A 17,538-nucleotide genomic window follows, 5' to 3' on the forward strand; every position below is an offset into this window, starting at 1 on the left:
CGGCGAATTTCTATCTTCGGAGAGGAGCGATGCGGGGACGGCGGCCCGCGTCAGGCCGTCGCCTCCGGCTTCTCGAAACGGGGGAAGATCGGGGCCGGGGCAGGCAGCGCCGTGCCGGCCCGCAGACGGTGCTCGGCGCTGGTGAAGGCGAAGCTGCGCTGGTCCACCGGCACGGCGAGCAGGTCGAGCAGCGCCCCGCCCGCCGTCGGCACGAAGGGCTGCACCATCAGGCCGACCCGGCGCAGGGTCTCGACCGTGACGTAGAGCACCGTGCTCATCCGCGCCGGATCGCTCTTGCGTAAGCGCCACGGTTCCTCGGAGGCGAAGTAGCGGTTGGCCTCGCCGACCACGGCCCAGATCTCGGCCAGGATCGCGTGGAGCGCCAGATCCCGCATCAGCCCCCGCGCCTTCTCCGGCAGCGCGGCGGCGGCGGCGAGCAGGCGCTCGTCGGCCTCCGTGAACGCGCCGGGCTCCGGCACCGTGCCCTCGCAGTTCTTGGCGATCATCGAGAGCGAGCGCTGGGCGAGGTTGCCGAGATCGTTGGCGAGGTCCGCATTGATGCGGTTGATGATCACCTCGTGGTCGTAATTGCCGTCGCTGCCGAACGGGGCCTCGCGCAGGAGGAAATAGCGCACCGGATCGACGCCGTAGGTGTCGACGAGATCGAGCGGATCGACCACGTTGCCGAGCGACTTCGAAATCTTCTCCCCGCGGCTGAGGAAGAAGCCGTGGCCGAAGATGCGCTTCGGCAGCGGCAACCCGGCCGACATCAGGAAGGCCGGCCAGTAGACCGCGTGGAAGCGGACGATGTCCTTGCCGATGATGTGCAGGCTCGCGGGCCAGAACCGGGCGTTCGGCGCCTCCGCATCGGGAAAACCCGTCACCGTCAGGTAGTTGGTCAGCGCATCGACCCAGACATACATGACGTGGCCCGGCCGGTCCGGCACCGGCACGCCCCAGTCGAAGGTCGTGCGGCTCATCGATAGGTCCTTGAGGCCGGAGCGCACGAAGCTCGCGACCTCGTTCATCCGCGTCTCGGGGCCGAGGAAGCCCGGCTGCTCCGCGTAGAGCGTCAGCAGGCGGTCCTGGTAGTTGGAGAGGCGGAAGAGATAGTTCTCCTCCTCCATCCACTCGACCGGCGTGTCCGTCTTGATCGAGCGGCGGCCGCCGTCGGGACCGAGCACGGTCTCCGCCTCGTCGTAATAGGCTTCGTCGCGCACCGAGTACCAGCCGGCATACTTGGCGAGATAGATGTCGCCGTTGGCCTCCATGCGCCGCCACAGCTCCTGCGCCGCGGCGTAATGCGCGGGCTCGGTGGTGCGGATGAAGCGGTCGTAGGTGCAGTCGAGCCGGTCGGCCACGGCCTTGAAGCGTCCGGCCATGTCGTCGACGAAGGCGCGCGGCGTCACGCCGGCCCGGGCGGCGGTCTGCTGGATCTTGAGGCCGTGCTCGTCGGTGCCGGTGGTGAACAGCACGTCGCGCCCGTCGAGGCGGTGGAAGCGGGCGATGGCGTCGGTGGCGATCACCTCGTAGGCGTGGCCGATATGCGGCGCGCCGTTGGGGTAGGAGATCGCCGTGGTGATGAGGAAGGGCTCGTTCGCCTTCTCGCTCGCGCTCACGTCAGAAGATGTCCCGGATGCGAAGGGTCAGTCGGACTGAAGTGCCTTGTGGCGCGAAAACGTCCCGCGACGCAACCGGATGGCCGAGCGTCGCGGCCATCCGCGAAGCGGAACGCCGTCGTAGACGCGCGAAGGCCCCGCCGGGGAACCGGCGGGGCCTTCGTGTCGTGATGGATTCAGAGTGCCGTGCGCTTAGGCGGCGCGCCGGGCGGCGAGCGGCGCGGCGTTCTCGTTGCCGATCCGGACGGCGCCGCGCTTGGCGGTGGGGGCCGCCCCGCCGGTGGCAGCGAACTCGCCGGCGGCAGCGGTGCCGACCTTCGGGCCCAGGCGGTCGGCCACCAGGGTGACCAGCGCGATGTTGACCGCACCGGCGGCGACGGCAGCGAGGAGAGCCAGAGAGATCATGGGGAGCGTCCTGTCCGGTCTGTGCGAGGGGATTGGCGAAGGCGTTAGCGGGTGTGTTGCGTTGCAGCGTATGTGCCACCGCGCTGCACTTTTTGGTATACCAGACACCAAATGCCAGACATTCGCTCAGCGCATGGATCGGCCCTCGGTGGAGGTGAGCCCCGTGCTTTTTGCAATATGGTTCGTATTATCTCCCCAATCTGATCTATTTTGCATGGACACGCCCGCGGATGTCTGCTTAATCCGGGCTCACGACGAGGCAGTCGAATAGTGTCGCTCCGGCAAGAACCAGGAGCGCCGACCGCCCTTTGGCTTCTGCGAGGAAGGTCCGCATGTCTATCGCCAAGATTCGCGAGTCGGACGAGCACTGGATCGAGCTTCCGGAGCCCGATCTTGAGCGCCATTTTCTGCGCTCGCGCGGACAGGCTGCCAACGATAACCGTCGCTCATCGATAGAAACCTTGCGCGCCGTGCAGGTCGGTGCCTGCGTGGCCCTGATCGGTGCCGCCACGCTCATCAGTGCCTTGGTCTGAGCGGATTCTCGGATCGATCTTTCCACCCACCGCTGAGCACGAAAAAAGGCGCCTCTCGGCGCCTTTTCCGTCTCGATGGCCCGACGGCCGGCTTTAGGCGGCCTTGCGCCCGCCCTTGCTCTTCGCCTCGCTCTCGACGGCGCGTTCCGAGCCCTCGACGTTGAGTCGCTCCGCGATCTGCGTCAGCAGCTGGTCGGTCTTCTTCTCTTCCTGAAGGGTTTCGTCGAGCAGCTTGGCGGCGTCCGCGTAGCCGAGTTGGCTCGCCCAGGTCTTCAGCGTGCCGTAGCGGGCGATCTCGTAGTGCTCCACGGCCTGGGCGCAGGCCGCGAGCACGGCATCGGCCGCGGGGCTGTCCTCGAAATCCTCGAGGTCCTCCTCCATCTCCGCGGTGAGGCCCTGCATCGCCTCACAGGTCTTGGCGCGGGCCGCCTTGCCGATGATGTCGAAGATCTGCTGCAGCCGCTCGACCTGATTGGCGCTTTCCTCGGCGTGTGTCTCGAAGGCTTGGCGCAGCTCCTCGTGCTCGGCCGCCTTGGCCGATTTCTTCAGCGCACGCACGGACTGCTTTTCCGCGTAGTAAACATCCTTCAGCGTCTCATAGAACGCGTCGTGCAAAGTTTTCTGCTTGGCAGCCATAGTAAGATATCTCCGCTTTTCTGAAAGAGTGGGCCGCGGGAGTGGCCTCACCGGCGGCCTGTCCTGCAAAAACGCGAAGCTCGGCGCTTGGGTCCGAAAATCATCGGGGGAAAGACTGCAAAATTCCGGGAACCTTTAGTGCCCCCGATCACCCCGCGAACGGCTCAGTTCTCCACAACCGCGACCTGTCCGGCGATGCCGTCCGTCTTGCCGCTGAGGCCCGGCACTTCGTCGAGTTGGCGCAGGCTGGTGAAGCGGCCCCGCTCCTCACGGTAGCGCACGATCTCGAAGCCGTGGCCCTTCAGCGCCGGCACCTCATCCAGTTCCTCGGCGGTCGCGGTGTTGAGATCGAGCATGGCGGCTTCCTGTTCGGCCGGGACGGAACGTCAGCGGGATGGGCCGGTTCCGCGTCTCCGTGTCCCCGAACGGCAGGCCGGCCGCGCAGCCTGTTGCCGAACGGCAGCAGGCGCCGAGGAACGCCGCCGCCACACCAAAACCGCCCAAGTCTTCGGTACGGGTCGAGTCCGTAAGCCGGCGGGGATCCGTCGCGCCCGCCGGAGTCGGACCACGCAAAGTCATGCTCGCACGTCTTGCCAGGAGGCTGGCCAGGCCCGCACGGACGGTGTCGCTGGTCGCCGCACATCCGTCGACCGGCCTCGCCCCGAGCATCGCTCCGGAGGCCGTCTCCGCCCCGGCCGGTCGCCGCGCGACCGCCGGCTTGGCCAACATCCAGATCCTGCGCGGGGTCGCGGCGGCGGTGGTGCTCGTCCACCATGCAGCGGTCTACGCGCAGCTCCTTCGCGGCGCGGACCGTCTGTTCCCGACCCTCGACGCGATGATGGGGCTGTGGGGCGTTGCCGTCTTTTTCGCGATCTCAGGCTCCCTCATGGCGGGGCTCGTGGTGCGCGACCGCCCCCTGCTGTTTCTGGCGCACCGGATCTCGCGGATCTTCCCGACCTATCTCGCAGTCGTGGCGCTGTTCGCCGCCCTGTTCGCGGCCCTCGGCCTGAGCTTCGGCGGTCTCGCGCCGCTCTCGCTGTCGCTCGCGCCCGCGGGCCCGCGCAGCTACGCGCTCAACGTCGAGTGGACCCTCGTCTTCGAGACGAGCTTCTATGTCGGCCTGTTCCTGCTGGCGAGCGCAGGTCTTGCCCGCCGGATCGTGCCGCTGGCCGTCCTCTGGCTCGCCGTGCTCGCGGCGGCCTTCCTGCTGCTGCCGGCGGCCTCGCGCGATCTGGTTCTGCCGCCGGCCTACCTGCTTCCGCTGATGGCCGCCTGCGTGCCCTTCGCCGGCGGCCTGCTGCTGCCCCGGTTGATCGCCTCCGGTCGAATGACACCTGTGGCCGGGTTGCTGGCGCTGCCGCTGTTCGCCGCCTGCCTTTTCGTCGAGCGCGATGCGGCGCGCTGGCTCGGCGGGATCGCGGCGGTGCTGCTCGTGGGGGCCGCGGCCTCGGGCCGTCAGGCCCGGAGCGAGGGCGCCGTGACGCGGGCTGCGCTCGCCCTCGGGGATGCGAGCTACGTGCTCTACCTCATCCACGTCCCGGTGCTGGTGCTGACCGCCTGGGCGGTGCCCGCCCACTGGTCCGGCTTCGCCTACGGTCTCACCGCCGTCATGGCCGCGCTCGGGCTCGCCGCGATGCTCGGGCCCTTCGATCTGGCGCTCTACCGCGCCCTGCGCCGCCGCATCGACGCGGCCGCGCCCGCCACCCTCAAGCGCGGGCTCACCGCCTACCTGCTGATATTTGCCGGTTGTGCCGCCTGGGGCAACGCCGAGACCGCCCGCAACGACGGGTACGAGCGGCGGGCGCGCGCGGCGCTGGCCGCCCTGCCCGCTGAGGCTTGGTCCAGCCCCGGGGCGGCCAAAGCGGCGATCGAGGGCCGCGGCCTCGCGCTTCCCCCATCGATGCAGGCCGCGCTGGAGGGCATCGAGCCCGCCTCGCCGGTCGATACCGTCGTCTCGGCCTACGCCTACGATCCGGCGCGGCCGAAGCAGACCTACCTTCTGGCCGTTTACTGCTCCGGCCGCCTGATCGGCCTCGACCGGCCGCGCCGGTGGCGCAAGGACCTCGCCGCCGTGACCGGTTCGACGCGGCCGGGCCGGATCGGCTTCCTGATGCAGATCCCCACCGCCGCCTGCGCGGCAGACCCGGCTCCGCTCGTGCTCGCCATCGATCCGGACGGGCGGATGGCCGTGCTGGGGCGCTGAACGCGTCTCAGGCGGAAGCCGGATGCTCTCTTCGGGCAGGGCGGCTTCGGCTTCCGCTCAAGCCCGTGCGGCGGCGGCCAGTTCGCGGAAGGCCGCGAGCACCAGCGGCCGGCGGTCGAGGTTGTAGATCGCCGCCTCGCGGGCGGAGGCTGCGATGCGCTCGGCCGCCTCGACGAGCCCGAGCAGGCGGGCCGGGCCCTCGCCCTGGCGGCGGTCGAGCTCGGCCGAGACATGACGCTGGATCGCGTCCAGCGCCGTGGCCAGCAGGGGCTCGGCGTCGCGGCCGGCCAGCGTCTCCGCGAGCTTGAGGACGCGCCGCCCATCGGGCTCGGGCAGGCCGGCCAGCAGGGCGGACACCTCCGCCTCGACCGCGGCGGTGGCGGGATCGAGCAGGGCCACGGCGCGGGCGACCGAGCCCTCGCAGAGCGCGACCGCCCGCGCCAGGGCCGCGGCGTCGGGACGGACGAAGGGGGGCGGGAAGCCCTCGATCACCGCGCGCAGATCGGTCTCGGCAAGCGGGCGCAGCGCCAGGGCCCGGCAGCGGGAGCGGATCGTCGGCAGCAGGCGGCCGGGCGCGTGCGAGACGATGAGGAAGATCGCGCGCGGCGGCGGCTCCTCGATCATCTTGAGGAGTGCGTTGGCGCTGTTGGCGTTGAGATCCTCGGCGCTGTCGACGATGCAGACCCGCCAGCCCCCCTCCCCGCCCGCGGTGGCGCCGAACAGGGCGAGCGCCTCGCGGGCGGCATCGACCGAGATGCGCGTCGGAAGGGTCTTGGCGCCGGGCGCCTGGACCCGGCGGAGCGCCACGAGGTTCGGATGCGACAGGGCCGCCACCTGCCGCGCGGCCGGATGGTCCTCCGGCACGTCGAGGGACTCGGGGGAAGGAAGCGTGCGCGGGTCCGCCACGAGCCGGCGCGCGACGCGGTAGGCGAGCGTCGCCTTGCCGATGCCGGCGGGGCCGCCGATCAGCCAGGCGTGGTGGAGGCGTCCCGAGGCCAGGGCGGCGGCGAAGGCGGCCTCGGCCTGGGGCTGGCCGAGGAGGCAGGTCTGCTCGCGGGGGCGAGGGATGTTGGCGAGGTCGCCCGCCTCGGATTCCGTGCGGGCGGAATCGCGGGCGCCGCTGCGGGTGGAATCAGGCCGCATGGCCCTGCCCTTCCCCCGGCGCCGGAACGCGCTGGGGAAGCAGATCCGGCCGCCACGCGGAGACGGCCTCGCGGATCCGAGCCTCGACCGCGTCGGGCCCGGGCTCCGCATCGATGACGCGGCAGCGCTCCGGTTCGGCCTCGGCGATGGCGCGGAAGGCCGCCCGCAGCCGCTCGTGGAAGCGCAGGCCCTCCGCCTCGAAACGGTCGGCGGGTCTCCCCTCCCCGCGGCTTTGCGCCCGGGCGAGCCCGGCCTCGGGCGGCAGGTCGAGGATCAGGGTGAGGTCTGGGCGCAGGCCCTCCAGCGTCACCTGCTCCAGACTGGCGATCAGCCCCGGCTCCAGGCCGCCCGCCGCGCCTTGATAGGCGCGGGTCGAATCGGAGAACCGGTCGCACAGTACGATCGCGCCGCGGGCGAGCGCCGGGCGGATCCGGTTCTCGATGTGGTCGATGCGGGCGGCGGCGAACATCAGCGCCTCGGCGAAGGGCCCGTAGGGCTTGGCGACGCCCCGCAGCAGCGCCGCGCGCAGGTCCTCGGCCCGCTCGGTGCCGCCGGGCTCGCGGGTGGTCACGACCTCGCGCCCGCCCGTCTGCCGCAGGGCTTCGGCGAGACGCGCGATCTGGGTGGACTTGCCCGCCCCCTCCCCGCCCTCGAAGGTGATGAAGACGCCCCGCGGCGCATCGCTCGACATGGAATGCGGGCTAGCACAGCGGAAGGCGCGGCGCGACCATGGCTAGGCCGCCGCGCCCTTTCGCCCCGTCAGCCAGGAGGCGGTCAGCACCACGAGCCCGACGGCGGCGATCAGCAGGGTCGAGGCGGCGTTGATCTCCGGATTCACCCCGAGGCGGACTTGGCTGTAGATCCGCATCGGCAGGGTGGTGGCGCCGGGGCCGGAGACGAAGCTCGCGATCACGAGGTCGTCGAGCGACAGGGTGAAGGCGAGCAGGAACCCGGCCGCGACCGAGGGCGCGATCAGCGGCAGGGTGATGCCGAAGAAGACCCGGGCCGGTCCCGCGCCGAGATCGGCGGCCGCCTCCTCCAGCGAGCGGTCGAGGCCCTTCAGGCGGGCGCCGACCACCACCGCGACGAAGCCGGTGGCGAAGGTCGCATGCGCGATGACGAGGGTCGTGATGCCCCGGTCGAGGCCGATGCCGACGAAGAGGAGCAGCAGCGACAGGCCGGTGATGACTTCCGGCATCACCATCGGCGCGTAGAGGAGCCCGGTATAGGCGCCCCGCCCCCGGAAGCGCCCGTGCCGGTCGAGCGCGAGCGCCGCGCAGGTGCCGAGCACCCCGGCGATGGTGGCCGAGAGGGCGGCAACCTTGAGCGAGACGAGGGCGGCGGCGATGAGCGGCCCGTCCCGGAACAGCACGCCGTACCACTCGGTCGAGAACCCGCCCCAGACCGTGACGAGCTTCGACGCGTTGAACGAGTAGACGATCAGCACCCCGATCGGCGCGTAGAGGAAGGCCAGCGCCAGGATCAGCACCGTGCGGGCGAAGAGACTCATCGCTGAGCCCCCTCCGCCGCTTCCTCGCGCCGCAGCTCCGCCTCGCGGAACAGCACCACGGGCCCGACGACGAGGATCAGCAGCAGCACGGCGACGGCCGAGGCGAGGGGCCAGTCCCGATTCGAGAAGAACTCGCTCCACAGGACGCGCCCGAGCATCAGCGTGTCCGAGCCGCCCAGCAGATCCGGGATGATGAACTCGCCGACCATGGGGATGAAGCAGAGCAGCGCCCCGGCGGCGAGGCCGGGCAGGCTCAGCGGCAGCGTGACGGTGAAGAAGGTCCGCGCCCGCGACGCGCCGAGATCGGCGGCGGCCTCGGTGAGCGCGGGGTCGAGCCGGCTCATCACCGCGTAGAGCGGCAGCACCATGAAGGGCAGGTAGGCGTAAGCGAGCCCGATCAGCACGCCGAAGGGACCGTCGAGGATCGGCAGCGGCGCGGCGATCAGCCCGAGCTTGATCAGGGCGGCGTTGAGCAGCCCCTCGGGCTTGAGGATCACGATCCAGGCGTAGACGCGGATGAGAAAGCTCGTCCAGAACGGCACGATGACGAGCGCCACCAGGATCGGCTGCCAGCGCGCCGAGGCGCGGGCCATGGCGTAGGCCGTCGGCGTGCCGATCAGGACGAGGATCGCGGTGGCGAGCGCGGCGTAGCCGAGCGAGGAGAGGGCGGCGTCGCGGTAGAGCGCGTCGGCCGCGATCATCTGGTAGTTCTGGAAATCGAGTGCCTCGAAGAACTCGCGCCAGCCCTCCAGGCCACCGTCCCATTCGAGCACCGGCAGGTAGGGCGGCTGCGCTGTGGCCGGCGAGGAGAGGCTGATCTTCAGCGTCACCGCGAAGGGCACGAGGAAGAACAGCGCCAGCCAGAGGAAGGGCAAGCCCCGGACGAAGCCTCGACCCAAGCGCTGGGACAGGTGACGCGACGGGTGACGGGAAGGACGCCGCGAAGGGCCGCTCATGCCGGCAGGATCCGCGCGGCGTCCGCCGGCACCGCGACGGTGACGGTTTCGCCGACGGCCGGGATCGGGCCGGCGGCCGGCAGGGCGGCGGAGGCGCGCAGGACCGAGCCGTTGGCCATCTCCACCCGGTAGCGGATGCGGTCGCCGAGGAAGGTCGCCTCGGTCAGGGTTCCGGGCAGGCCGCCGGCCTCACCCTCCCCGCTCACGACGAGACGTTCGGGACGGACCGCGACCACGACGGCGTTGCCCGCCTCGCCCTCGCCGGTCGCGCGGACGAGTCCCAGGGCCGTCTCGACGCTGCGGATCCCGCCGGGCTCCGATCCCCTGAGGCGGCCATCGATCAGGTTCACGTCGCCGAGCAGGCCCGCGACGTAGCGGCTCGCCGGGCGCTCGTAGAGCTCGCGCGCCGGCCCCACCTGCACGAGGCGCCCGCGCTCCATCACGCCGATCCGGTCGGCGAGCGCCATCGCCTCCTCGGCATCGTGGGTGACGACGACGAAGCTCGTGCCGAGCCGCCGCTGGATCGCCCGCAATTCCCCTTGCGTTTCCTCGCGCAGGGCTCGGTCCAGCGCCCCGAGCGGCTCGTCGAGGAGCAGGAGGCGCGGCTCGCGGGCCAGCGCCCGGGCCAGGGCCACCCGCTGGCGCTGGCCGCCGGAGAGCTTGTCGGGGCGGCGCGCCTCGAAGCCTTCGAGCCGCACGAGCCGGAGCAGCTCCTTCACCCGCCCGGATACCTGCGCCCGGCTGAGGCCCAAACCTTTCAGCCCGTAGGCGAGATTGGCCGCCACGCTCATATGCGGGAACAGCGCGTAGGACTGGAACATCATGTTGACCGGCCGCCGGTGCGGCGGCAGCGCGGTCAGATCGACGTCACCGAGCCGGATCGTCCCGGAATCCGGCGTCTCGAACCCGGCCACCATCCGCAGCAGGGTGCTCTTGCCGCAGCCGGAGGGCCCGAGCAGGCAGAAGAACTCGCCGCCTGCGAGATCGAGGGAGACGCCATCGACCGCCATGTGCGGGCCGAAGCGCTTAGCGACCCGCTCCAGGCGGAGCCTCTGTTCCGGATGGGACGTGCTTGCGTGCAAGATGGATCTTCGGACCGGCGTCGCGGCGGATTCCCGGCGACTTGTCTGTTGAGAAGGGCGATTTCGAGAGAACGGCGCCGCGGCAAGGCTCAGGCGTCTTCCCGCAGCGCCTCCTGGACCCGCGCCTCGAGGAGGTCGGGGCGGCGGATGACGAGGGCGCCGCGGGTTCGGTCGATCAGGCCTTCGCCCGCCATCACCGTGAACTCGCGGGTCACCTGCTCCCGGCGGCAGCCGATGCGGGCGGCCAGCACGTGGTGGTAGGGCGGCGGCGTCACCACCCGCTCGCCATCCTGCCCGGCCCGCGGGACCGACAGACGCAGCAGCTCGGCGTAGAGCCGGTGGCGCAGGTCGAGCAGCGCGTGCTCCATCAGCCGGGTGTTCAACTCGCGCACGCGTTTGGCGAGCAGGCGGAACAGCCGGTCGGCGATCGCTTCCGAGGCGAACACGATCTGGCGGAAGACCGGGGCGGGCACCACGCAGACCTCGCCGCGGGTGAGCGCCGTGACGTTGGCCGAGCGGCCGATGCCGTCGAGTGCTGCCAGCTCGCCGAAGAAGGCGCCGGTGCGCATCTCGCCGAGGATGACCTCCTTGCCGGACTGGGACCGGTTGAGGATGCGCACTTCGCCCATGGCGAGGAAGTACACGTCGGTCGAGATGTCGTCGTAGTCGACGAGGGTCTCGTTCTCGTCGAAGCGCCGCCAATGGCAGCGCGTCTCGAATGGGGAGAGATCGACACCCGGTTCCTTGAAGAACGGGATGCTCGCCAACCGGCCTGTCGCCACGCCTCTTGTACCTTGTCTACGCGCGTAGCCTGGATGGTGAGGCTCCCGCCGGGGCGGGTCAAGTCGTCGCGCGCGGCTGCCCGACGATTGAGGTGGACGGCTGGGATCCTCGGACGGTTCCCCGCGCCGCGCCGGGGCGGCGACCGAATCCGGCGAGGCGTCGCGGGGCGCGGGCTGATTCGGACGTCGCGGCCGGCTGTAATCGCGCTAAAAGGCTAAACTGATAAGCACTTAGCCGGAGAACGAATAGGCAGCCTCCAATCGTCTTCCATGAAGTTGTCCGCCGCGCAACAGGTTTTTTGTACCGCATGTAGTCATTTTCCGCGTGATTTTAGGAAGCATTAACCGTAACCTTTCGTTGCGGATCTGAGGCAATCGCGGAGTTAACCGATGTTGGAAGGTTACCGTGACTTATTTCTGCAGGACGCTTTCAAAGTAGGACTGATTTCATCTTCAGAGAGTCGTGGTGATATTGGGTGCCTCGTTTGGGACGAGACACCCGATGGAGTCGATGTCGAAGTCGGTCCTGATGTCATCGTTCCTGATTCTGTGCGCTTATCCATCGCCTGCTTGAAGATCGACTGTCGTTGCGACGTGGTCGAGCGTGAGGGCTGTCGTCTTTATCTTGCATTCGTTCGCTGAGGCGGCACGGCTGCCGCATCCGCTGCTGACATCCCGCCCGGCCGTCATTTGCAAGACCGCGCGATCCATAGGATTCGTGGCGCAATGATTCACGAGCGTGTGAGCACCCGCACCCATTCGGGCCGGGAACGAGGCTAGCTTCGCCGCTCTCGAAGCGGACGCTCGGCCTATGGACGATGGACTTTTCCTGAGTGCGGTGCTGATCGCGCTGGCGCTTGCCCTGTCCGGTCCGGCGGGCCTGCTGCTGGCGCTGCGGCAGCGGCACCGGATTCAGGTTCTGGAGCGGCGTCTCGCGCTGGTGGAGGCGCGTCCGATCGCCGGCCCCGCGCCGATGCCGGCCCCGATCCCGGCGTCCTCCGCGCCGCCGGCCCCTGTGCCCGAGCCGCCCCGCCCGGAGAGGTCGCCGGAGACGTCGCCGAAGCCTTCGCCCGAGCCGCCGCCGCGCGGCGCCGTCCCGGCCATGGCGCCGGGCCGGCCGGCATCCGCCTCCTCCCCCTCCCCTGCCCCGTCCATCGAGGAGCGCTTCGGCACCCGCTGGACCGTCTGGGTCGGCGGCCTCGCTTTGGCCTTCGGCGCGGTGCTGCTTGTGCGCTACTCGGCCGAGCGCGGCCTGTTCGGACCGGGCGTACGGATCGCCGGCGGTTTCGCCCTCGCCTTCGGCCTCATCGGGCTCGGTGAGGTTCTCAGACGGCGCCTGCGCGGGGCCGAGCCGATGCCCTCGATCTGGCCCGACGTTCCGGCCATGGTCACCGCCGCCGGCACCGTCGGCCTGTTCGGAGCGGTCTACGCCGCGCACGCGCTCTACGGCTTCATCGGACCGGGCCTCGCCTTCGCCGGGCTGGCCGTGACGGGCCTCGCAGCGATGGTGGCCGCCCTGCTGCACGGGCCGGCCCTGGCCGGGATCGGCATTGTCGGGGCGCTGGCCACGCCCCTCCTCGTCGGCGGCGGGGGCACCAGCCTGTGGCCGCTCGCCCTCTACCTGCCGGTGGTGGCCGGCAGCGCCTACGCCTTCGCCTGGCTGAAGGGCTGGCGGGCGCTCGCGGTGTCGGCCGGTCTCGGCGCGGCGGTCTGGGCCCTGTTCCTCACGATTCTACCCGGAGAGGGCGCGGCCGTCCACGCCCACCTCGTTCTGCAGCAGGCGCTGGCGGTGCTCGTTCTCGCCGTTTTGCCGGGGCGCGGCGTGCCCGACGGGCAGGCGCGGCTCGACCGCTTCGCCACCCTCGCGCTCGCGGCGGCGGCCGGCGTGGCGCTGGCGGTGCTCGGCGGGACGGCTTCCGACGGCAACGACCTGAGCTGGGCGGCTGCCGCCCTGGCCGCGACCGTGCTGCCCGCGCTCGCGGGTCTCGTCGCCGCGCCTGCCGCCGCGGGCAGCGCCATCGCGGCCCTGACCCTCGCGGGGGCCCTGATGCTCTGGCCGCAGGCGGCGGACCCCACGGGCATCCCCTTCTTCCTCCTCTGGTACGGCGTCGAGAATCCCGGTCTGCTGATCGGGCTGGCCGCGGCCGGTTCGCTCGCGGTCACCGCTCTCGGCGCGCTGCGGCTCCTGGGCGGCAGCCGGCTGCCCTATCCCACGGCGCTGAGCTTCGCCGCCGGGGCGGCGGCGCCACTCGCGGCGCTCGCGATCGCGGATCTGCGGATCGCGGGCGGGGCGGTGGCGCCGGGCTTCGCCGCCGCCGCGGGGATCCTGGCCGCGGGGTTCTGCGGGCTCGCCGCCCTGTGCCGGCGCCAGGGCGAGCAAACCCCCTCCCCGGCTCTGGCGCTCGGGCTCGGCGCCTTCGCGGCGGCGGCGGTGGCGAACCTGTGCCTCGGCCTCGTCTTCGCCCTCTCGGGCGGCTCGCTGACACCGGCCCTGGCCGGGGCGGCCCTCGCCACGGCCCTGATCGCGCGGCGCCTCGACATCCCGGCCCTGCGCTGGTGCGTGGCCGGGCTCGCCGTCATCGTCGCCGCCCGGCTCGCCTGGGATCCGGCCCTGATCCGGGGGGATCTGTCGCGTACGCCGATCCTCAACGGCCTCTTGACCGCCTACGGCCTGCCGGCCCTCTGCTTCGGCCTCGCCGCCCGGGCGATCCGCTGGCCGGCGCGCCCGGCGGACATCCCGGAACAGGTGGCGCAGGCCTTGAGCCTGCTCCTCTCGGCCCTGTTCGTCTTCCTCGAGATCCGTCACGCGCTCCATGGCGGCCGCCTGTCCGAGCCCGGCACGAGCGTGCTGGAACAGGGGCTGACGACGCTGACCGCCCTCGGCTTCTCGCTGGTGCTGACGCGGTTCTCCGGACCCTCGGCCTCACCGGTGATCCGCTTCGGCGGGCTCGCTTTCGCCTGCCTCGCCCTGATCCAGGGCGCCCTCGGCCTCGGGCTCGCCGCGAACCCCCTCCTGACCGACGAGCCGGTCGCGGGCGGGCTCATCGTGAACGACGCCGTGCTCGCCTACGCCCTGCCGGCGGCGGCGGCCTTCGCGCTGGCGCGGGCGGCGCGAGACGTGCGGCCGGTCTGGTTCGTGCGGATGGCGGGCGGCCTCGGACTGGCCCTGAGCTTCCTCGCCCTGTGCCTCGCCGTAAGACACGGCTTTCAGGGCGAGCGGCTCGGACTCGACCGCGAGACCGGACAGGCCGAGTGGTACGCCTACTCGGCGGCGTGGCTCGGTCTCGGCCTCGCCGCCCTCGGCTACGGCATCCTGCGCGGCTCGGCCACCGCGCGTCTGGCCTCCGCCGTGCTCGTGGGGCTGGCCACGCTCAAGGTGTTCCTGCTCGACCTCTCGGGACTGGAGGGGCCGCTGCGGGCCCTGTCCTTCCTCGGGCTCGGCGCCTGCCTGATCGGCATCGGCCTCGTTTACCAGCGCCTCGTCTTCGCGCCGGCACCGAGAACGGCGGCACCCGAGGTCTGAGAGCGGTCCCGTTCCGGAACGGTGGCCGTTCCCGGCATTGACCTTCGGCTAACCGGTCGCGGTCATTCTGCGGGGGAGCCACGTTGCGTATCGGCTCGGTCGTGCGAACGACACCCCCCGCCGTCCCGGCTTGGACGGCGGGGCCGCCAGACCCGCGATGGCGCGTCAAAGCACGGCGCCGTAGCCGCCGAAGCAGCGGGCTCCGCGGAACCGAACACGTTCGATCTCCCATCGACAGTCTCCTCCGGCTCCGGCCCGCACACGACAGCTGCCGCGTCGGGGCGTCGCGGAGCGGAACAGGGCCGAGGGCCGGCGTCTTCCCTGGACGAGCCGGCGCCCTCGCGCGGCCGCATCGTCCGGACCGGGCCGCCTTGAACGGGCGGACCGCCGATCCGGAGGGTGCCGTGAACCCATCGCGAAGGATTCGTGCATGCCCCGTCGTTCGACCCGCCTCCGCATCCCGGCCGTCCTGCTCGCCGCCGTGACCGGCCTCGCGCTGCCGGCCGCCGCGCAGGCACAAGGCCAGGGAAAGCCGCTGCCGCCGCCCGCCAGCGATGCGATGCCGTCGATCGAGCTGACCGTCGAGATGCGCGACGGCCATCCCGTCTGCCTGCCGATGGAGCTGCGTCTGCCGGCCGACACCAACGTGGCGCTCAACGTGGTGAGCCGGGCCGACCAGCCGGTGACGATCACCATGCCGGGTCAATTCGAGAATGGCCGCGTGCTGCACGCCGACGGCGATCTCGTCCATGTGGCGAGCGAGAAGGGCTACACGGTCAAGCGGGAAGGGCGCGGGCAGCTGCGCCTGCGCACGGTCTCGGCCGGCGAGAAGTCCTTCGCCTGCACCGGCGCCAACAGCCGGAGCAACCCCTCCGAGGGCAAGGTGATCCTGACCCCGCCCGCGGGCTGAGGCCCCCTAGCGGGGCAGTATCGCGGCAGTTTGCGGGGACGATTTGATCCCTGCTCGACCGAAGCGGAGACCGTATCGGCAGGATCGGCCGCCCCGCGCGACGCCGGAGCGGAGCCGGAATCCGCCGTCCCGAAGGAAACGGAAGGATCCGGGATGCGACCGCACCCGGCAAGACTTGACCGCGAGGTCTGACCACGCGGCTCGGCGTTGAGGTTGACGATGAAGCCTGCGATGAGGCTTAGAGTGTCTTTCGCAAAACTCCCGACCTCTCACGTTTGTCGCTCGGGCGACGACGGCGCGGCGGGCGTTTCGTGAGCGATACCGAGCAGACCCCATCCCCCATCCATGGTTGGGAGCGACGATCCAATCCCCCCGTCGCGGCGTGGATCCGGATCAGAGGACAGAGGACGCATGGCGAAGCCGGGGGACGACGACGAGCAGGCCATCGACCGCCTGACCCTGTACATGCTCAAGGAGACCTATTGCGCGGCCGCGGGCGCCCTGAGGCGGATGAATCCGTCGGCGGCCGAGGCGCTGTTCCAGGCCTTCGAGCGGCAGATCGCCGACGCGCTCCAGCGCATGCACGCCCACCGCTCGGAAGGGCCGGATTCGACCGCCATCGCCCTGGCGGTCGGTGACCGTATCGCCGAGATCCTCGATCAGGCCCACCGCCGCCAGTTCGAGCCCGCGGTCGCGCCGGGGCCTGAGGATCGCAGCCTCAAGGCCGTGCGGGAGGCGGGCATCTCCAGCGAGGCAGTCGAGATCCTGGCAGACCTCCAGCGCCGCTTCCCCGCGTCCTGAGCCTCTCGCCCGTCGTCCGCACGACCTTGCGGACACCGACGACCGAGCGAGAGATGCGGCGGTGGACACCCGGCTCCGTCGCCGCCGGAGCGGCGACGGAGGGGATTGCTGCTACTCCGCCGGCACCGCCCGCGGCGTCAGGGGCGTGGGCTCGTCCTCGAACGGACGCTCGGGATGCATGGTGAAGGCGAGGCCGGCGCCGAGCAGCAGCAGGCCGATCGAGCCCGCGAACGGCAGGATCCAGTTGCCGGTGAGGTCCACGATCAGGCCGAAGGTGAGCGGCGAGACGATCGCCGCGAAGGCCGAGCCGAAATTCATCAGCCCGCTCGCCGTGCCGGCATATTGGGGCGCGATGTCCATCGGCACCGACCAGATCGGGCCGATCACCAGTTCGAGGAAGAAGAACCCGCCGCTGAGCAGCAGCGCCACCAGGGTCAGTTCCTTGGTGAAGAACACGCCGGCGAGGCAGGCGGCGGCGCCCAGCATGCCGAGGCAGATCACGTTGCGGCGCGCCTTCTGCAGGTCGCCGGTCTTCTTCAGGATGCGGTCGGAGACCACACCGCCCAAAGTGTCGCCGACGACGCCCGCGAAGAACACGCCCGAGGCGAACAGGGCCGAGTTCTTGATGTCGAGGCCGTAGCCGTCCTTGAAGAACGAGGGCAGCCAGTTGAGGTAGAGCCACAGCGACCAGCCGTAGCAGAAATAGGTCAGCGTGACGGGGGCCATGCGCGGTACGAGCCGGCGCCACGGCACGGGGGGCTTGGCCACGGGCTTGGCCGTGCGGTCGCGGATCGCCAGCCGCTCCAGATCCTCGCCGGTGATGCCCTTATGCTCGCGCGGATCGTCGCGGTAGTAGAACGCCCAGACCAGCACCCAGGCGAAGCTGACGATGCCGAGGACGACGAAGGCGCCGCGCCAGCCGACATAGGCCATCATCAGGACGACGAGCGGCGGCGTCACCGCGTTGCCGAAACGGGCGAACGAGTGGGTGATGCCCTGCGCGAAGCCGCGCTGGTCCTTGGCCACCCAGGACTGCATGGCGCGCGTCGCGGTGGGGAAGGTCGCGCCCTCGCCGAAGCCCAGCGCGAAGCGGGCGAGGAACAGCGAGACCACACCGCCGACGAAGCCGGTCGCCACCGTCGCCGCCGCCCAGATCAGGCCGCAGATGAGCAGGGTGCGCCGCGCCCCCCACTTGTCGGCCATGGCGCCGCCGATGATCTGGAACACCGCGTAGGGGTAGGCGAAGGCCGAGAAGACGAGGCCGAGTTCGGTGTTGCTGAGGCCGAGTTCGCCCTTGATCGCCGGGCCGGCGGTGCCGACGTTGACCCGGTCGACATAGGTGATGAAGTACATCAGGCAGAGCAGGAACAGCACCATGCCCGGCGCCGTCACGCGGCGTGGGATCGTGATCATCGGGGTTTCCTCTGGATTTTTG

Annotated in this window: 16 protein-coding genes; 5 read left to right on the plus strand and 11 right to left on the minus strand. The window is 70.9% G+C overall.

Annotated elements, in window-relative coordinates:
- Positions 1-50: 50 nt before the first annotated feature.
- Positions 51-1,619, minus strand: a complete 1,569-nt coding sequence (metG, locus tag MPPM_RS22350) for a methionine--tRNA ligase (protein ID WP_096486933.1) — start codon at positions 1,617-1,619, stop codon at positions 51-53.
- 192 nt (positions 1,620-1,811) lie between these two features.
- Positions 1,812-2,024, minus strand: coding sequence for a hypothetical protein (locus MPPM_RS22355; RefSeq protein ID WP_096486934.1), 213 nt, complete (start codon positions 2,022-2,024; stop codon positions 1,812-1,814).
- A 332-nt stretch (positions 2,025-2,356) separates the two neighbouring features.
- Between MPPM_RS22355 and MPPM_RS22360 the strand changes: the two genes are divergently transcribed.
- The gene (locus MPPM_RS22360; protein WP_096486935.1) at positions 2,357-2,557 is read left to right on the plus strand and encodes a hypothetical protein; all 201 of its coding nucleotides are present in this window, start codon (positions 2,357-2,359) and stop codon (positions 2,555-2,557) included.
- A 93-nt stretch (positions 2,558-2,650) separates the two neighbouring features.
- Here MPPM_RS22360 and MPPM_RS22365 read toward each other — a convergent pair whose 3' ends face one another.
- Together MPPM_RS22365 and MPPM_RS22370 are read right to left on the minus strand one after the other, a co-directional pair.
- On the minus strand, positions 2,651-3,193 hold the full coding sequence (locus MPPM_RS22365; protein ID WP_096486936.1) for a YciE/YciF ferroxidase family protein: 543 nt from the start codon (positions 3,191-3,193) through the stop codon (positions 2,651-2,653).
- Positions 3,194-3,357: 164 nt separating this feature from the next.
- Positions 3,358-3,549 (minus strand): helix-hairpin-helix domain-containing protein, encoded by a 192-nt coding sequence (locus tag MPPM_RS22370; RefSeq protein ID WP_096486937.1) that lies wholly within the window; start codon positions 3,547-3,549, stop codon positions 3,358-3,360.
- Positions 3,550-3,770: 221 nt separating this feature from the next.
- On the opposite strand from MPPM_RS22370, the gene MPPM_RS22375 reads away from it, so the two are divergent.
- Entirely contained in the window at positions 3,771-5,396 is a 1,626-nt protein-coding gene (locus tag MPPM_RS22375) for an acyltransferase family protein (RefSeq protein WP_096486938.1), read from the plus strand.
- Between the two features lie 57 nt (positions 5,397-5,453).
- On the opposite strand, the gene MPPM_RS22380 is transcribed toward MPPM_RS22375, so the two are convergent.
- From MPPM_RS22380 to MPPM_RS22405, 6 genes are all read right to left on the minus strand, one after another.
- The gene (locus MPPM_RS22380) at positions 5,454-6,539 is read right to left on the minus strand and encodes a DNA polymerase III subunit delta' (RefSeq protein WP_096486939.1); all 1,086 of its coding nucleotides are present in this window, start codon (positions 6,537-6,539) and stop codon (positions 5,454-5,456) included.
- Complete coding sequence (tmk, locus tag MPPM_RS22385; protein ID WP_096486940.1) at positions 6,529-7,230, minus strand: dTMP kinase; 702 nt, start codon at positions 7,228-7,230, stop codon at positions 6,529-6,531. Before tmk ends, MPPM_RS22380 begins: the two co-directional genes overlap by 11 nt.
- Positions 7,231-7,272: 42 nt before the next feature.
- Entirely contained in the window at positions 7,273-8,049 is a 777-nt protein-coding gene (locus MPPM_RS22390; protein ID WP_096486941.1) for an ABC transporter permease subunit, read from the minus strand.
- Positions 8,046-9,005 carry an ABC transporter permease gene (locus MPPM_RS22395; RefSeq protein WP_096486942.1) on the minus strand — a complete coding sequence of 320 codons (960 nt, stop codon included), beginning with the start codon at positions 9,003-9,005 and terminating at the stop codon, positions 8,046-8,048. The genes MPPM_RS22390 and MPPM_RS22395 overlap by 4 nt, the downstream gene beginning before the upstream one ends.
- Positions 9,002-10,087: an ABC transporter ATP-binding protein gene (locus tag MPPM_RS22400; RefSeq protein WP_096486943.1), complete on the minus strand. Its 1,086-nt coding sequence runs from the start codon at positions 10,085-10,087 to the stop codon at positions 9,002-9,004. Before MPPM_RS22400 ends, MPPM_RS22395 begins: the two co-directional genes overlap by 4 nt.
- An 89-nt stretch (positions 10,088-10,176) precedes the next feature.
- On the minus strand, positions 10,177-10,869 hold the full coding sequence (locus MPPM_RS22405) for a Crp/Fnr family transcriptional regulator (protein ID WP_012456405.1): 693 nt from the start codon (positions 10,867-10,869) through the stop codon (positions 10,177-10,179).
- Between the two features lie 811 nt (positions 10,870-11,680).
- Between MPPM_RS22405 and MPPM_RS22415 the strand changes: the two genes are divergently transcribed.
- From MPPM_RS22415 to MPPM_RS22425, 3 genes are all read left to right on the plus strand, one after another.
- Positions 11,681-14,392, plus strand: coding sequence for a DUF2339 domain-containing protein (locus tag MPPM_RS22415; protein WP_096486944.1), 2,712 nt, complete (start codon positions 11,681-11,683; stop codon positions 14,390-14,392).
- A gap of 430 nt (positions 14,393-14,822) precedes the next feature.
- The gene (locus tag MPPM_RS22420) at positions 14,823-15,302 is read left to right on the plus strand and encodes an anaerobic typically selenocysteine-containing protein (RefSeq protein ID WP_096486945.1); all 480 of its coding nucleotides are present in this window, start codon (positions 14,823-14,825) and stop codon (positions 15,300-15,302) included.
- A gap of 411 nt (positions 15,303-15,713) precedes the next feature.
- A complete protein-coding gene (locus tag MPPM_RS22425) occupies positions 15,714-16,103 on the plus strand; it encodes a hypothetical protein (protein WP_096486946.1) in 390 nt (129 codons plus the stop codon).
- 111 nt (positions 16,104-16,214) lie between these two features.
- Here MPPM_RS22425 and MPPM_RS22430 read toward each other — a convergent pair whose 3' ends face one another.
- Positions 16,215-17,516, minus strand: a complete 1,302-nt coding sequence (locus MPPM_RS22430; RefSeq protein WP_096486947.1) for an MFS transporter — start codon at positions 17,514-17,516, stop codon at positions 16,215-16,217.
- Positions 17,517-17,538 lie beyond the last annotated feature (22 nt).

This window comes from Methylorubrum populi (assembly GCF_002355515.1).
Taxonomy (GTDB): Bacteria; Pseudomonadota; Alphaproteobacteria; order Rhizobiales; family Beijerinckiaceae; genus Methylobacterium; species Methylobacterium populi_A.

Excerpts from the sequence above, each read along its gene's own strand:
- MPPM_RS22355 (WP_096486934.1), bottom strand. The coding sequence starts at position 2,024 with ATGATCTCTCTGGCTCTCCTCGCTGCCGTCGCCGCCGGTGCGGTCAAC.
- MPPM_RS22360 (WP_096486935.1), top strand. The coding sequence starts at position 2,357 with ATGTCTATCGCCAAGATTCGCGAGTCGGACGAGCACTGGATCGAGCTT.
- MPPM_RS22365 (WP_096486936.1), bottom strand. The coding sequence starts at position 3,193 with ATGGCTGCCAAGCAGAAAACTTTGCACGACGCGTTCTATGAGACGCTG.
- MPPM_RS22370 (WP_096486937.1), bottom strand. The coding sequence starts at position 3,549 with ATGCTCGATCTCAACACCGCGACCGCCGAGGAACTGGATGAGGTGCCG.
- MPPM_RS22375 (WP_096486938.1), top strand. The coding sequence starts at position 3,771 with ATGCTCGCACGTCTTGCCAGGAGGCTGGCCAGGCCCGCACGGACGGTG.
- MPPM_RS22380 (WP_096486939.1), bottom strand. The coding sequence starts at position 6,539 with ATGCGGCCTGATTCCACCCGCAGCGGCGCCCGCGATTCCGCCCGCACG.
- tmk (WP_096486940.1), bottom strand. The coding sequence starts at position 7,230 with ATGTCGAGCGATGCGCCGCGGGGCGTCTTCATCACCTTCGAGGGCGGG.
- MPPM_RS22390 (WP_096486941.1), bottom strand. The coding sequence starts at position 8,049 with ATGAGTCTCTTCGCCCGCACGGTGCTGATCCTGGCGCTGGCCTTCCTC.
- MPPM_RS22395 (WP_096486942.1), bottom strand. The coding sequence starts at position 9,005 with ATGAGCGGCCCTTCGCGGCGTCCTTCCCGTCACCCGTCGCGTCACCTG.
- MPPM_RS22415 (WP_096486944.1), top strand. The coding sequence starts at position 11,681 with ATGGACGATGGACTTTTCCTGAGTGCGGTGCTGATCGCGCTGGCGCTT.
- MPPM_RS22420 (WP_096486945.1), top strand. The coding sequence starts at position 14,823 with ATGCCCCGTCGTTCGACCCGCCTCCGCATCCCGGCCGTCCTGCTCGCC.
- MPPM_RS22425 (WP_096486946.1), top strand. The coding sequence starts at position 15,714 with ATGGCGAAGCCGGGGGACGACGACGAGCAGGCCATCGACCGCCTGACC.
- MPPM_RS22430 (WP_096486947.1), bottom strand. The coding sequence starts at position 17,516 with ATGATCACGATCCCACGCCGCGTGACGGCGCCGGGCATGGTGCTGTTC.